Raw genomic sequence first — 13,711 nt, 5'->3', positions numbered from 1 at the left:
CCGAGATCCGCTGGGGAGGAGAGCCACGTCGCGCGCCGGCCCGACTCTTGCTGCCCTTCGAACCCTGGAATTCGCCGAGGATTTCGCCATGAACGCGCACGTCCAGGCACCCGCCGCCGCCGTGAAGACCACCTGCCCGTATTGCGGCGTCGGCTGCGGCGTGCTGGCCACCCCCGACGGGTTCGGGGGGGCGGGCATTGCCGGCGATACCGAGCATCCGGCGAATTTCGGCCGCCTCTGCTCCAAGGGCTCGGCCCTCGGCGAGACCCTGTCCCTCGACAGCCGCCTGCTGCATCCCTCCGTCGACGGGGTGCGAGCGAGCTGGGAATCGGCGCTCGGCACCGTGGCCGGCGGCCTGCGCAAGGTCGCCGAGCAGCACGGCCCGGATTCGATCGCCTTCTATCTCTCGGGCCAGCTCCTCACCGAGGATTACTACGTCGCCAACAAGCTCGCGAAGGGCTTCCTCGGCACGCCGCATGTGGACACCAACTCGCGCCTCTGCATGTCGAGCGCGGTGGCCGCCCACCGGCGCGCCTTCGGCTCCGACACGGTGCCGGGCTGCTACGAGGATCTCGACGAGGCCGACGTGATCGTGCTGGTCGGCTCCAACACCGCCTGGTGCCACCCGATCCTGTTCCGCCGCATGGTCGATGCGCGCGCCAAGCGCGGCACCAAGCTCGTGGTGATCGACCCGCGCCGGACCCAGACGGGGGAGGAGGCGGACCTCTTCCTCGGCCTGAAGCCGGGCACCGACACCGCCCTGTTCTCCGGCCTCCTCGTGCATCTCGCGAGCGCGGGCGCCCTCGATTACCGCTTCGTCCTCGACCACACGACGGGCTTCGAGGGGGCGCTCGAACGCGCGCGCTCGATCGCGCCGGACATCGCCGCGACGGCCGCCGCCACCGGCCTTTCGGACGCGGATGTGGGCGCCTTCTTCGCGCTGTTCACCCGCACGAAGCGCGTCGTCACCGCCTTCTCACAGGGGGTGAACCAGTCGGCGCAGGGGACCGACAAGGGCAACGCGATCATCAATTGCCATCTGGCCACCGGCCGCATCGGCAAGGCCGGCGCGGGGCCGTTCTCCCTCACCGGCCAGCCCAACGCCATGGGCGGGCGCGAGGTCGGCGGCCTCGCCAACATGCTGGCCGCCCACATGCATTTCGCCCCCGAGGAGGTGGACCGGGTCCGCCGGTTCTGGTCGGCGCCCAACATCATCACCGGCGAGGGCATGAAGGCCGTCGCCCTGTTCGAGGCGGTGGAGCGCGGCAAGATCAAGGCCCTGTGGGTGATGGGCACCAACCCCGTCGTGTCGATGCCACGCGCCGACGCGATCCGCGAGGCGATCAAGGGCCTCGACCTCTACGTCGTGTCCGAGGCCGTCGCCGACAGCGACACCGCCATGGCGACAGGCCGCAAGACCGTTCTGCTGCCGGCCCAGGCCTGGGGCGAGAAGGACGGCACCGTCACCAATTCCGAGCGGCGCATCTCGCGCCAGCGCAGCTTCCTCAAGGCCCCCGGCGAGGCACGGGCGGATTGGGCGATCATCAGCGACGTCGCCAAGCGCCTCGGCCACGGCGAGGCCTTCGCCTATCCGAACGCCGCCGCGATCTTCCGCGAGCACGCGTCGCTCTCGGCCTTCGAGAACAACGGCACCCGCGACTTCGACATCGGCGCGGTGAGCGATATCTCGGACGCGACCTATGCCGGCGCGAAGCCGCTGCAATGGCCGCTGACGAAGCGCGGGGCCAAGGACGGCAAGCCGCGCCTCTTCGCCGACGGACAGTTCTTCACCTTCGACAAGCGCGCCCGCTTCGTCGCCGTACAGCCCCCGGCCCTAGCCCAGGCGGCGAGCGCGGACTTCCCCTTCGTGCTCAATACCGGCCGGGTCCGCGACCATTGGCACACGATGACGCGCACGGGGAAGAGCCAGCGCCTCTCGGCCCATCGCGACGTGCCCTTCGTCGAGATCCATCCCGACGACGCAACCGCGATGGGCGTGAGCCATGGCGGCCTCGCCACGGTCTCCACCGCGCATGGCGCGGCGGTGCTGGAGGTGATGGTGGGGGAGGGTATGCGCCGGGGCGACCTCTTCGCCGCCTTCCACTGGAGCGGGGCCACCGCGTCGGAGGGCCGGGTCGGCGCCCTCGCGCGCGGCATCCCCGATCCGGTCTCCGGACAGCCCGAGTTGAAGGCGACGCCGGCCGCCATCGCGCCGGCGGTCTATCGGAGCCGAGGCTTCCTGTTGACCCGCGAGCAGCGGTCGCTTCCCACCGGATGGTGGTGGGCGCGCGCCACGATCCAGGGCGGGTCCGGGCTGCACTTCGCCACCCAGGAGAGTTCGCGCGAGGTCGCGTTGATGCTGCGGGGGATGTTCCAGGGCCTCGAGATCGCCGAATATGCCGACCATGCCCGTGGCCGCTACCGCTTCGCCGCCTATGACGGGGAGCGTCTCGTCGCCTGTCTGGCCCTGACGCCCGGCGACGCGAAACCGGGCTGGGAATCGGAGAAGACCTATTTCGCCGCCGACGATCTCGAACCCTCCGCCCGGCGCGCCCTGCTCTCAGGCCGGGCCGAGACGGCGTCGGCCGGGCCGACCGTCTGCGCCTGCCACGGGGTCGGCCTCGACGTCATCACCGCCACCATCGCGGCCGGCGCCCACAGCGTCGAGGCAGTGGGTGCCGCCTGCAAAGCCGGCACGAATTGCGGCTCGTGCATTCCAGAGATCCGCAAGCTGCTGCCGCAGGCGCTTGCGCGCGACGCCGCATGAGCTCATTTTCATAGGATGAGCACGCCCCGCCAGCCCCGGGAAACCCGACCCGCCGGAATCGCCGCCCGTGAGGGCGCCGGACATGCCGGCCTCGAACCGTTGGCGGTCCTGCCGGTCTTCGTGCCGCTGCAGGGCAAGCGCGCGGTGCTGGCCGGGTCCAATGGCGGTGCGCCCTGGAAGGTGAAGCTGCTCGCCGCCGCCGGGGCGGATGTGGACGTCTACGCACCCGAACCCAGCGACGAGCTGCGCGCGGTGCCGGGCGAGATCGTCGCCGGCAGCGTCACCCTGCACGAGCGCCAATGGCAGCCCGCCGACCTCCAGGGCTCGGCCTTCTGCATCGGCGCCATGGAGGACGAGGCCGATTGCATCGCCTTCGTGGCCGCCGCGCGGGCGACCGGCGCCATCGTCAACGCCGTCGACCGGCCGCATCTCTGCGACGTGAAGTTCGGCGCCATCGTCAACCGCTCGCCCATGGTGGTGGGCATCTCCACGGAGGGCGCGGCCCCGGTCTTCGGGCAGACGGTGCGCGCCCGGATCGAGGGCATGCTGCCGCGCGGGTTCAAGGCCTGGATCGGCGCCGCCCGCGACTGGCGCGAGGAGGTCACCTCCCGCTTCCACGCCTTTTCCGACCGCCGCGCCTTCTGGGAGCGCTTCACGGATCGCGCCTTCGCCGAGCCGGACCGGACACCCACCGAGGCGGATCTGGCCGAACTCCTCGGCCAGACGGACGCCGTACCGAAGGGTGGGGCGGTGACGCTCGTCGGCTCGGGGCCGGGCGATGCCGAGCTCCTGACGCTGAAGGCCCTGCGGGCGCTCCGCAACGCCGACGTGATCCTCTACGACGACCTCGTGGCGCCCGAGATCCTCGATTATGCCCGCCGCGAGGCGCGCACCATGCTGGTGGGCAAGACCGGGCACGGCCCCTCCTGCCGCCAGGACGATATCAACGCGCTGATGGTGCAGCTCGCCAAATCCGGCAAGCAGGTGGTGCGCCTCAAATCCGGCGACCCCCTGGTCTTCGGCCGGGCCGGCGAGGAGATCGACGCCTGCCATCAGGCCGGCATCCCCGTGAGCGTGGTGCCGGGCATCTCGGCGGCGCAGGGGGCGGCCGCTTCGCTGGGCGTCTCCTTGACCAACCGCGACTCGGCGCGACGCCTGCAATTCGTCACCGGCCACGACCGCCGCGGCACCCTGCCGTCGGACCTGAACTGGGGCGCGCTCGCCGATCCGAGCGTCACCACCGTGGTCTACATGCCGAAGAAGACCCTGCGCGAGCTGCTCGACCGCGCTGTCGCCGAGGGTCTGGCACCGGCCACCCCCGCGCTCCTCGTCTTCAACGCCACGCGCCCCAACCAAGCCGTCGTGTCCGGCACAGCCGCCGATCTGGCGGACCGGGTGGAGGCATCGGGCTACGATGGGCCGGCCTTGCTGATGGTGGGCGAGGCTTTGCGGCGACAGGGGGCCGCCCTGGCGGACGAGACCGGGGAACGAGATCAGATCGCCGTGTGACAGGGTTCGTCACACCGGAGGCGTCCGCTTTTGCGGCACCGACAAGCCATAGAATGCGAGGCCCGACACGAGGGGCCCCAACAGGAAGAGCAGGTTTTCCGCCGACCCCATGGCGGCGGCGAGCCGGTGGAGAAATCCCTGCGGCCTGGAGGCGGATTCCGTCATCAGGACGAGGACGAGACAGGCGAACAGCCATACCGCGACCGGCGAGCCGAGGCTCCATGGCAGGAGATGCCGCTCGATTGACGGCCGGAAGATCGCCCCCGCGAAAATCGCGATGAGGATCAACGGCCCGGCAAAGAGAAGTCCGGCCACCATCAGGGCCATCGTCCTACCGAAGCCCCTCGACAGGGCTCGGGCCATCGTCTCCGTCGCGGCCCCATCCGGCAAAGCCGGCCAGAGCAGCATCTGAATGACCAGAACCGATCCGACGAGGCCGATGATGCCCGCCAAGGCGACGCGCAGGGTGATCGGCCAGGAGGCGGATGACATGATCGTGTTCCTTTCGTCGGCCGAGGCAGCGAGGAGATCGCGGTGATCCGGAGCGGGCGGGCTCCGGGGGATGGGTTCAAACCGTGACGCGGCGCAATCCCTCCCTCGGCGTCAGGTCGCCCGGCTGCTTGAGCCCCCACACCAGACCGAGCCGGCGCATCGCGAGCAGCACCCACCAACCCGGATCGTGCTGACCCGGCTCGATGCCGAGGCGAGCGGAGTCCGGCCAGGCATGGTGGTTGCCGTGCCAGGCCTCGCCGAAGGTGACGAGGGAGGCCGCCGGCAGGTCGTGTCCCTGCACCGCGACCCCGTCCACCGCCCAGCCCTGCGGTCCGCGCCGGTGGGTCAGGTGGCCGACGAGCCAGTGCCCGGTGAGGCTCACGGCGATCCGCACGGGAATGCCCCAGACCAGCCACGGCATGCCGCCGAGCGCGTAGAACAGGATCGCCCACGGGATCTGCTGCGCCATCCAGCTCGCCTCCAGCCAACGCAGGAAGCCATCGCGGGCGATCCTGTCCTCCGGCACGAAGCGGGGCGGGTGGGTGAGATCGAGGCGGCAATGCATCTGCCACCACGCGTCGCGCAGAAGCGGTGCGCGGTGGGCATGGAGATCGTGGCACGAGGCCTGGCGCTGCGCCCAGTCCCGGGTGTCGTGGAGCCGTACCATGCCGAGCGGTCCCGCCATGCCGACCAGCGTGCCGAGATAGACCAGCACCCGCTCCACCCAGAGCGGCGCCGACAGGCTGCGATGGATCAGGAGCCGGTGCAGGCCGATGGAGTGCCCGAGACAGAGAGTGACCGCGCTGCTGGCGAGGAAGAGCAGCACCGCACCGGGCGTGACGAAGATCGGCGCCAGGGAGACAGCCGCCAACGTCATGCCACCGGTCCAGAGCGAGCGGGACGGCGCCCAGCGGACCCGCCCTTCCGTGGCGGAGGTGTCCGGTCCCGCAATGAGGCGGGGTGTCGAGAGAAGCGTCATGCGGGCCTCCAATGATTAGGCAATTACCTAATTATATCAGCGACCAGTTTGTCAATCGTTAGCTCATCGCCTAAATGTTCGGTGAAGTGAGGCACCGATCCCATGCAGCGCGTCTTCGAGGCCCTGGCATCCCCAGTGCGACGGAAAATCCTCGCCTATCTGGCGCATGCCGAGCTGAGCGCGGGAGACATCGCCTCGCGCTTCGAGATGTCGAAACCGTCGATCTCGCAGCACCTGTCGATCCTGGAAAATGCCGGCCTGGTGGTGAGCGAGAAGCGCGGGCAGTTCGTGTTCTACCGGCAGGTGGAGGACAATCTCGCCAACACACTCGCCGGCTTCGTGCAGGAGGTCTGCCCCGTCGGCCGCCCGCTCCGGCGCGAGAGCGCCACCCTGGCCGGCGACCGTGGGAAGGGCGGGGAGGGCTGAGATCGGACGTCCCGTCGCGGCGACTCGCCTCCGGACGGCGTGAACGATCAAACACCTGTGAATCGACCCGGCGGCGCTACCCGCCCGATGGGCTTGCACCACGTCCAATGCGTGTAGAGTTCCGACCAGAATCGGAGCCGCGCCGTGATCAAGCGATTCGCTGTCCTCGCCCTTGCCCTGTCGCTCGCGACGACGACACGAGCAGCCAGCGCCGACGATCCGGTGATCGCGGCGGCGACGGACTTGACCGGTGACGTCCTGTTCCTCGAATCCGGCGCGCCCGGCATGATCCTGGTGGTCGTGCGCGGGGACGGGACCTTCATCCGCGGCTACGGCGAGACCGAGAAGGGCAACGGCATCACGCCCGACGGAACGAGCCTGGTGCGGCTCAACTCCATCACCAAGGTCTTCACCACGGAGGTGCTGGCCTCCCTCGCCACGGAGAGGAAGCTCTCCCTCGCCGATCCGCTGCAGAGCTTCGCGCCGGAGGCGAAGGTTCCCGCCTTCGAAGGGCGGCCCATCACCCTCCTCGATCTGGCGACCTATTCGGGCGCCCTTCCGCGCGAGATGGGACACGCCCCCGAAGGCACGAACCCACGCGCCTGGCCGACCCGCGACGACCGCTGGTCCTGGCTCGGCACATACACGCTGCCCTGGGCTCCCGGCACCGTCACGTCCTACTCGAATGTGGGGTTCGACCTCCTGGCCGATGCCGTCGGCGCGGCGGGGGGCGCGCCCTATTCCCAATTGCTGCGCAGCCACGTCACCACGCCGCTGGGAATGGCCGATACGGGGCTGTCGCCGACGCCGGAGCAATGCGCGCGGCTGATGATCGGCTCGGGCCTTGGCGGCCCGGCCACCTGCGTCGACACCCAGGCGACGGGCGGAAGCGGCGGCCTCTACAGCACCGGCAACGACATGGCGCGCTGGCTCCGGCACAACGTCACCGCCACGAGCGGCACGCTCGCCCTGAGCCACGCGGTCTACCGCCAGCGCCAATCGATGCCGGCAGCGATCGGCTTCGACGAAGCCTCGCCCATGGCGGGCCTCGCCCTCGGCTGGGTGGCCCTGGCGGCCAAGGAGAACGAACCGGCGTTGCTGGCCAAGAGCGGGGGAGGCGCCGGCTTCATGAGCTACGTCGCCTTCGCGCCGGGGCGCGATGTCGGAGTCTTCGTCGTCATCAACCGCATCGATTTCGCGGCGTTCTCCGCCTTGACCAGCACGACCCACAAGCTGATCGCCGCCCTCGCGATCCGCTGAACCCGAGTGGTGAAGCCGGTCTCACGCAGCCCCCGGCGACACATTGACGGTTGCCCGCATCCCCGGCCCATGCTCTTGCCGCAGCGTCCCTCCGGAACCGGCTTGAAGGCTCCCCATGCGTCGCGCCCTTCCCCTCATCCTCTTCGCCCTCGGCCTCGTGGCGCTCGGCGTCGCCGCCACCGTGCTGCTCGTGCCGAAGGCCGGGCAGGTGGCGACCAGCAGCGTCGGCGGCCCCTTCACCCTCACCGACCAGGACGGACGGCGCGTCACCGAGCGCGATTTCGCCGGGGCGACCCATCTCGTCTTCTTCGGCTTCACCCATTGCCCCGACGTCTGCCCGACCACGCTGCAGCAGATCGGTGATGTGCTCCAGGCGCTCGGCCCCAAGGGCAAGGACACGAAGGCGCTGTTCATCGCGGTCGATCCCGAGCGCGACACGCCCGAGGCCCTGAAGACCTACCTCGCCAGTTTCGATCCCCGCATCGTCGGCCTCACCGGCTCGCCGGAGGAGGTCGCCGCGGCCGTGAAGGCCTACCGCGCCTATGTCCGCAAGGTGCCGACCAAGGGAGACGATTACACGATGGAGCACACGGCGCTCGTCTACATTATGGATGGCCGGAACCGCTTCGTGAACGCCCTCAACCTGATGAAACCCGCCGACCAGGCGGCGGCGGAACTCGCCAAGGCGCTGTAACGCGTCCTGGTGCTGGGCCCCGTCATCGCGGCGGGTTCGGTGTCAGCGCCCCGCTGCGCGAGGTGCGGGACAGGCCGTGTTCGGTCTTGTTCCAGCGGTCGGGTGCGAGGATCAGTTCGATCACCCCGCGCCAGGCGGCGAGGCTGACGAGCAGGAAATAGGCCGGCAGCAGGGGCACGAAGGGGACGAGATCGTGCCAGCCCCGGCGCCGGGCGCCGATATAGGCCGGCAGCAGCATCGCCACGAAGCCCGAGACGAGCACCGTGATCGCGGCGCCCGTGGGCAGGTTCGACCAGAAATCGCTCCCCGCCTCGATCCGGCTCGGCCAGAGGGAGACCAGAGCCGGCAGCATCAGGAACGGATAGGCCAGAGCCGAGGCCACCGTGCCGGGGATGAGGGCAACGGCGCATAGGCTCGCCAACGGACCGAGTTCGCGAAACGTGACCAGGGGGGTGCGGCCATGGGTGAGGCTGGTCTGGAGAAAGCCCTTCATCCAGCGGGTGCGCTGGTTGAGCCAAGCCCTGTAGCGGGCCGGCGCCTCCTCGATCGTGTTGCTCGGCAGGTCGCCGACATCGTAGCCGGCCCGTGCCAGCCGCAGGCCGAGATCGGCATCCTCGGTGACGTTCCAGGCATCCCATCCGTAGACGGCGCGCAGGATGTGGGTTCGGAAATGGGTGGAGGTCCCACCCAGCGGCGTCGGCAGCCGCCATGCGGCCAGCGCCGGGCCGAGGACGTCGAACAGAGCCGTGTATTCGAGGGCGAAGCACCGGGTCAGCCAGGAGTCGCGGGCATTGTCGATGACGAGGCGGCCCTGCAGGCAGGCGGTGCGCGGGGAGGCGCGGGCGAAGGCCTCGGCGGCCGCCCGCAACTGGCCGGGATCGGGCACGTCCTCCGCGTCGTAGACCACGAGGCAGCTTCCCCTTGCCAGGGGCAGGGCGGCGTTGAGGGCGCGCGGCTTGGTCCTCGGCAGCCCCGGCGGCACGACGACGACCTCCACATGTGCCGGCAGGGTGAGGCATGCGAGCGCCCCCGCGGTGGCGGCATCGTCGGCTTCCGTGAGGAGCTTGATGTCGAGCTTCGCCACCGGGTAATCGAACCGCGTCAACGCCTCCATCAAGCGCGGCACCACCGCCGCCTCCCGGTAGAGGGCGACGAACACCGTGTAGACCGGCAGGTCGACGTCCGACATCCTTTGCCGGGGCGTGTCCTCCGGCGCGATCCGGCCGGTCGGGCCGATGGCGGCCACGCGAAAGGTGAGCAGGACGAGAAATCCGACCTGCACCAGGACCCAGGCCGCCGTGACGAGGAACGCCGGCAGGCAGGCCAGGGCGAACAGGAACGCGCCGAAGACGAGGCCCGCCAGCGCAAGGAGCGGCGCCACGGGGACGGCGTTGTAGGCCCAGTCCGGCCTCCGCCTGAGGAGGTCGTCCGAGGCATGGGCCGCGACTCCCACCGAGCGCTGGGCGAAGATCGCGTGGCGCAGGGCCGTCGGGGTGGTGATCGCCGGCATCAGACCGGTGGGGCTGCGTCCCTGCAGCAATTCGACGACGGCGCGTCCCCGCGGCGCGTAGACGAAGGCCGCTCCCGTCCCCGGATCGAGGGGCGCCACACCTGCGACCAAACTGTCGGGAAACCGCGCCCCGGCGCCGAGGGGCAGGGGCGCGCCGAGATAGCGCGCGCCGAGGGTGAGGGCGAGGGCGCGGTAGAAGCGTTCCTCGTCCATCAGCCCGGACTGGATCAGGGCGGTGGCGGCATCGGTGCCGCTCGCCCGCGCCAGGGCGGCGGCCTTCGCCAGCAGCATCGGGGAGGCGGCGTGGCTCAGGAGAAACGCGATCTCCGGCGGCAATGCCACCGTTTCGCCGCGCAGGCTCCTGAAACCGAGGATCGACACCGGAACCGGATCCCCGAGGCCCGGGAACGTGATAGGGGAGAGCCGTGAGCCAGACGATTCCCGCGCACAACCAGTGCGCCACAGATACAACCACACCGTCAAGCCGCCTCGCCTGGTGTGCCGCCGCTTTGCTGGTGATGGCGCTGTTCTCGGCTTGGCCGGCGGCAGCGCAAGACTCGACAGCGCACGATACGGCCTCGCGGGACACGGCCTCGCCGAGCGTGACGATCCCGAATTTCTGGAATCCGCGCAGCCGGCTCGAACGGATCGAAGCGCCGCAGACGGCGCGCGCCGTCCGCTTCCTCACCGACGACGAGTTCCCGCCCCTGCATTTCGCCGGCCCGGACGGCGCACCCACCGGCTTCGTGGTGGAACTCGTCCGGGCGGTCTGCGAGCGCCTGTCGCTCAACTGCACGATCCAGGCGCGGCGGTTCGATACGCTGCTCGACGCCCTGGCCGACCGGCAGGGCGATGTGGTCGCGGCCGCGATCCCGCTCACCCCGACCCTGCGCAGCCGCTTCCTCGCCACCCGTCCGTATTTCCGCTGGCCGGCGCGCTTCGCGGCCCGCACGGACAAGGGCCTGCCCGCCCCCTCGGCCAAGGCGCTGGCCGGCAAGTCCGTCGGCATCGTCGGGGCAAGCGCCCATGCGGCCTATCTGAAGGCGTTCTTCCCCCAGGCGGAGGCGCGCGAGTTCACCGACCTCGCCACCGCCGAAGGGGCGCTCCGGCGCGGCGACGTGGATTACGTCTTCGCCGACGGGCTCAACCTCGCTTTGTGGATCGGCGGCATCGATTCCTCGAATTGCTGCGCACTCGTGGGCGGCGACTACCTGGAGAACCGCTATTTCGGCGAGGGCATCGGCCTCGTCACCCGGCGCGAGGACACGGCCCTCTCGCGCGCCCTCGACGAAGCCCTCCAACGGCTCTGGGACGAGGGGAAATACGCCGAGCTGTACCTGCGGTTCTTCCCCGTCAGTCCGTTCTGACTCGCCGGCCCATGCCTATCGGGCAGCCGGGCTAGCCGCGGGCCTGCAAGATCCCGCGTGCCTCCTCCGCCAGTTGTAGGGTCAATTCCGCCGCCCCCGTTTCCCGCGCCAGAGCCGCCGCCTGTCCCGACCAGAGCGGCGAGAAATCGCCCGAGCCTTCCGCCTCCGCGCGCTGGCGCAGGGGCTGGAGCGCCACGGCGGCGGAGGGAAAGGCCGGCGCGTCGGCGCTCACCGGGCCGAGCTCCGCCAAAGTACGATTGACGAGACCTCGGGCGGGACGGCCCGTGAACACGTTGGTGAGCGCGGTATCCTCGTCGCGGGCGGCCCGTAGCGCCGCGAGATGGACGGCGGAGATGCCGGCCTCCGGGCAGAGGAGATAGGCCGTGCCGATCTGGACGGCGGAGGCGCCGAGGGTGAGCGCCGCGGCGATCCCGCGCGCATCGGCGATGCCGCCGGCCGCGATGATCGGCACGCGCACCGCGTCCACCACCTGCGGCACCAGGGAGAAGGTGCCGACCTGGGACTCCACCGCATCGGTGAGGAACATGCCACGATGCCCCCCGGCATCGGACCCTTGGGCGATGATCGCGTCCACGCCGCGCTCTTCGAGCCAGCGGGCCTCGCGCACCGTGGTGGCGGAGGAGACGACGAGACAGCCCGCCTCCCTGACGCGGCGGAGGAGGGCGGCCTCGGGGAGCCCGAAATGGAAGCTGACCACCACCGGGCGCAGATCCTCCACGACGGCGCACATCGCCTCGTCGAAGGGCGCACGGTTGGCAATAGCGACGGGCGCTGCGGGGTCGAGGCCGAGTTCGCGGTAATAGGGCGTCACGCGCTGGAGCCATGCGGCCTCGCGGGCCGGATCGGCGGCGGCCGGCGTGTGGCAGAAGAAATTCAGATTGAACGGACGATCCGTGCTCCGGCGGATCGCCGCGACCTCGCTGCCTACCTGCTCGGCGTTCAGGGCGGCGCAGGCCAGCGACCCGAGGGCGCCGGTGGTGGAGACGGCGGTCGTGAGCCGGCCCCGAGGCCCGACCATCGGTGCCTGGACGATGGGATGATCCAGACCGACGAGATCGAGGAAACGTCTGTCGGGCCACATGGCATGGTCTCCTTGGCAAGGCGTCGATCACCGTCTGTCTACACCATCGAAGTGCGATGGTTTCCGGCTGGCTCCGCATCCCGTGAGGAACGCGATGGAAAGCCTCGCTCGGGGTGGATAACCCCGCTCGCAGACGAGTTTCGCGGCCCGTCCGGATGTCGGATCGAGCGGGAACATGGTCCAACTATTGCTGGTGTTTCGGCGAGGTTTGCATCGGCGCCGATGGTGTGACGGACCTCGAGGCGATCCATGGCGATCCGGTCATATCCCGTTCCCGATGCGTCATCGACCCGGCCTCGTCCGTCGCTCGACGCGGCCTACCGTCGGATTACCTGGCGCCTGCTGCCGTTCCTGATGGCGCTCTGGATCCTGTCCTGGATCGACCGCGTCAATATCGGCTTTGCCAAGCTGCAGATGCTGTCCGATCTCAAATTCAGCGAGACGGTCTACGGCATCGGGGCGGGCATCTTCTTCATCGGCTACTTCCTCTGCGAGGTGCCGAGCAATCTGCTGTTGGAATATATCGGCGCCCGCAAGACCATCGCGCGGATCACCTTCCTCTGGGGCGCCTGCTGCGTGGCGATGATGTTCGTCACCACACCGGCCTTCTTCTACGTGCTGCGCTTCCTGCTCGGAGTGTTCGAGGCCGGCTTCTATCCGGGCGTGATCCTGTACCTGACCTACTGGTACCCGAGCGAGCGGCGGGCGAAGGTGTTCGGCCTCTTCATGTCGGCATCGGCGATCGCCGGAGTGATCGGCGGGCCGCTGGCCGGGGCGATCCTCACCGGCATGGACGGCGTGAACGGCTGGGCCGGCTGGCAATGGGTGTTCCTGCTGGAGGGCATCCCGTCGATCCTCGCAGGGTTCGTCACGCTCCTCTACCTGACCGACCGCCCCGCCAAGGCCACCTGGCTGACGCCGGAGCAGCGGGCGCTGATCGAGGCGGATCTCGCCCGCGACGCCGAGGCCCTCGGCCCGCGCGAACACCGCATCCTCGCCTCCCTGAAGGATGTCCGGGTCTGGCAGTGCATCGCGATCTTCTTCTGCATCATCATGGCGAACTCGGCCCTGACCTTCTTCGGGCCGAGCGTGGTACGCGATGCCGGCTTCACCGATCCGCTCACCGTCGGCTGGATCATGTCGGCGGCCTATCTGTGCGGCGGCATCGGGATGATCCTCAACGGGCGCCATTCCGATCGCACCGGCGAGGCGCGCCTGCATTGCGGGATCCCGGCGACGATCGGAGCGCTGGCCATCACCCTCGTCGGTTTCCTGGTCCCGTCGAGCCCGGTTCTGGCCATGCTGGCGCTCGCCGCGGCGATCGTCGGCACGATGAGCGCGATCCCCGTCTTCTGGCAGATCCCCGGGCGGTTCCTGGCAGGCTCGGCCGCCGCGGCCGGCATCGCCCTGATCAATTCGGTGGCCAACCTCGCAGGCTTCGGCGCCCCCGCCCTCATGGGTTACCTGCGCGAGCATACCGGCTCCGCCTCCGCCGGCCTGTGGCTGGTCGCGGCCTTCGAACTCGCGACGATCGTCCTGATCCTCGCCTTCGTCCCACCCGCCACCCCGGCGCTGGAGCGCCGGGGTGGCGGGTGGGACGAAGGC

Annotated in this window: 11 protein-coding genes; 7 read left to right on the top strand and 4 right to left on the bottom strand. The window is 69.9% G+C overall.

Annotated features, from left to right (window positions below):
* Nucleotides 1–88 precede the first annotated feature (88 nt).
* Nucleotides 89–2,767, top strand: a complete 2,679-nt coding sequence (locus FV220_RS05060; RefSeq protein ID WP_147829994.1) for a nitrate reductase — start codon at nucleotides 89–91, stop codon at nucleotides 2,765–2,767.
* Nucleotides 2,768–2,782: 15 nt separating this feature from the next.
* Nucleotides 2,783–4,276 carry a siroheme synthase CysG gene (gene cysG, locus FV220_RS05055; RefSeq protein WP_147829992.1) on the top strand — a complete coding sequence of 498 codons (1,494 nt, stop codon included), beginning with the start codon at nucleotides 2,783–2,785 and terminating at the stop codon, nucleotides 4,274–4,276.
* Between the two features lie 9 nt (nucleotides 4,277–4,285).
* Here cysG and FV220_RS05050 read toward each other — a convergent pair whose 3' ends face one another.
* Together FV220_RS05050 and FV220_RS05045 are read right to left on the bottom strand one after the other, a co-directional pair.
* On the bottom strand, nucleotides 4,286–4,768 hold the full coding sequence (locus tag FV220_RS05050; RefSeq protein ID WP_147829991.1) for a hypothetical protein: 483 nt from the start codon (nucleotides 4,766–4,768) through the stop codon (nucleotides 4,286–4,288).
* A 76-nt stretch (nucleotides 4,769–4,844) separates the two neighbouring features.
* Nucleotides 4,845–5,747, bottom strand: a complete 903-nt coding sequence (locus FV220_RS05045) for an acyl-CoA desaturase (RefSeq protein WP_147829989.1) — start codon at nucleotides 5,745–5,747, stop codon at nucleotides 4,845–4,847.
* Between the two features lie 102 nt (nucleotides 5,748–5,849).
* On the opposite strand from FV220_RS05045, the gene FV220_RS05040 reads away from it, so the two are divergent.
* The 3 genes from FV220_RS05040 (at nucleotide 5,850) to FV220_RS05030 (ending at nucleotide 8,127) form a co-directional block, all read left to right on the top strand.
* The gene (locus FV220_RS05040) at nucleotides 5,850–6,173 is read left to right on the top strand and encodes a metalloregulator ArsR/SmtB family transcription factor (RefSeq protein WP_147829987.1); all 324 of its coding nucleotides are present in this window, start codon (nucleotides 5,850–5,852) and stop codon (nucleotides 6,171–6,173) included.
* A 144-nt stretch (nucleotides 6,174–6,317) separates the two neighbouring features.
* The gene (ampH, locus tag FV220_RS05035) at nucleotides 6,318–7,433 is read left to right on the top strand and encodes a D-alanyl-D-alanine-carboxypeptidase/endopeptidase AmpH (protein WP_147829985.1); all 1,116 of its coding nucleotides are present in this window, start codon (nucleotides 6,318–6,320) and stop codon (nucleotides 7,431–7,433) included.
* Nucleotides 7,434–7,548: 115 nt separating this feature from the next.
* Nucleotides 7,549–8,127, top strand: a complete 579-nt coding sequence (locus FV220_RS05030) for an SCO family protein (RefSeq protein ID WP_147829983.1) — start codon at nucleotides 7,549–7,551, stop codon at nucleotides 8,125–8,127.
* 22 nt (nucleotides 8,128–8,149) lie between these two features.
* Here FV220_RS05030 and FV220_RS05025 read toward each other — a convergent pair whose 3' ends face one another.
* A complete protein-coding gene (locus tag FV220_RS05025) occupies nucleotides 8,150–10,018 on the bottom strand; it encodes a glycosyltransferase family 2 protein (RefSeq protein ID WP_147829981.1) in 1,869 nt (622 codons plus the stop codon).
* 137 nt (nucleotides 10,019–10,155) lie between these two features.
* Here FV220_RS05025 and FV220_RS05020 point away from each other — a divergent pair, with 137 nt between their 5' ends.
* Nucleotides 10,156–11,004: a transporter substrate-binding domain-containing protein gene (locus tag FV220_RS05020; RefSeq protein WP_043764331.1), complete on the top strand. Its 849-nt coding sequence runs from the start codon at nucleotides 10,156–10,158 to the stop codon at nucleotides 11,002–11,004.
* A gap of 31 nt (nucleotides 11,005–11,035) precedes the next feature.
* Here the strand turns inward: FV220_RS05020 and FV220_RS05015 are convergent, their stop codons facing one another.
* Complete coding sequence (locus FV220_RS05015) at nucleotides 11,036–12,106, bottom strand: nitronate monooxygenase family protein (RefSeq protein WP_147829979.1); 1,071 nt, start codon at nucleotides 12,104–12,106, stop codon at nucleotides 11,036–11,038.
* 249 nt (nucleotides 12,107–12,355) lie between these two features.
* On the opposite strand from FV220_RS05015, the gene FV220_RS05010 reads away from it, so the two are divergent.
* On the top strand, nucleotides 12,356–13,711 hold a 1,356-nt coding region (locus FV220_RS05010; RefSeq protein WP_147829977.1), incomplete at its 3' end, for an MFS transporter.

It is taken from the genome of Methylobacterium sp. WL19, assembly GCF_008040005.1.
In the GTDB taxonomy this organism is placed as follows: Bacteria; Pseudomonadota; Alphaproteobacteria; order Rhizobiales; family Beijerinckiaceae; genus Methylobacterium; species Methylobacterium bullatum.
Note: the sequence above shows the minus strand (reverse complement) of the source record. Positions and strands in the feature narration are given on the sequence as shown.

Excerpts from the sequence above, each read along its gene's own strand:
- FV220_RS05040 (WP_147829987.1), top strand. The coding sequence starts at position 5,850 with ATGCAGCGCGTCTTCGAGGCCCTGGCATCCCCAGTGCGACGGAAAATC.
- FV220_RS05060 (WP_147829994.1), top strand. The coding sequence starts at position 89 with ATGAACGCGCACGTCCAGGCACCCGCCGCCGCCGTGAAGACCACCTGC.
- cysG (WP_147829992.1), top strand. The coding sequence starts at position 2,783 with ATGAGCACGCCCCGCCAGCCCCGGGAAACCCGACCCGCCGGAATCGCC.
- FV220_RS05015 (WP_147829979.1), bottom strand. The coding sequence starts at position 12,106 with ATGTGGCCCGACAGACGTTTCCTCGATCTCGTCGGTCTGGATCATCCC.
- FV220_RS05030 (WP_147829983.1), top strand. The coding sequence starts at position 7,549 with ATGCGTCGCGCCCTTCCCCTCATCCTCTTCGCCCTCGGCCTCGTGGCG.
- FV220_RS05045 (WP_147829989.1), bottom strand. The coding sequence starts at position 5,747 with ATGACGCTTCTCTCGACACCCCGCCTCATTGCGGGACCGGACACCTCC.
- FV220_RS05050 (WP_147829991.1), bottom strand. The coding sequence starts at position 4,768 with ATGTCATCCGCCTCCTGGCCGATCACCCTGCGCGTCGCCTTGGCGGGC.
- FV220_RS05020 (WP_043764331.1), top strand. The coding sequence starts at position 10,156 with ATGGCGCTGTTCTCGGCTTGGCCGGCGGCAGCGCAAGACTCGACAGCG.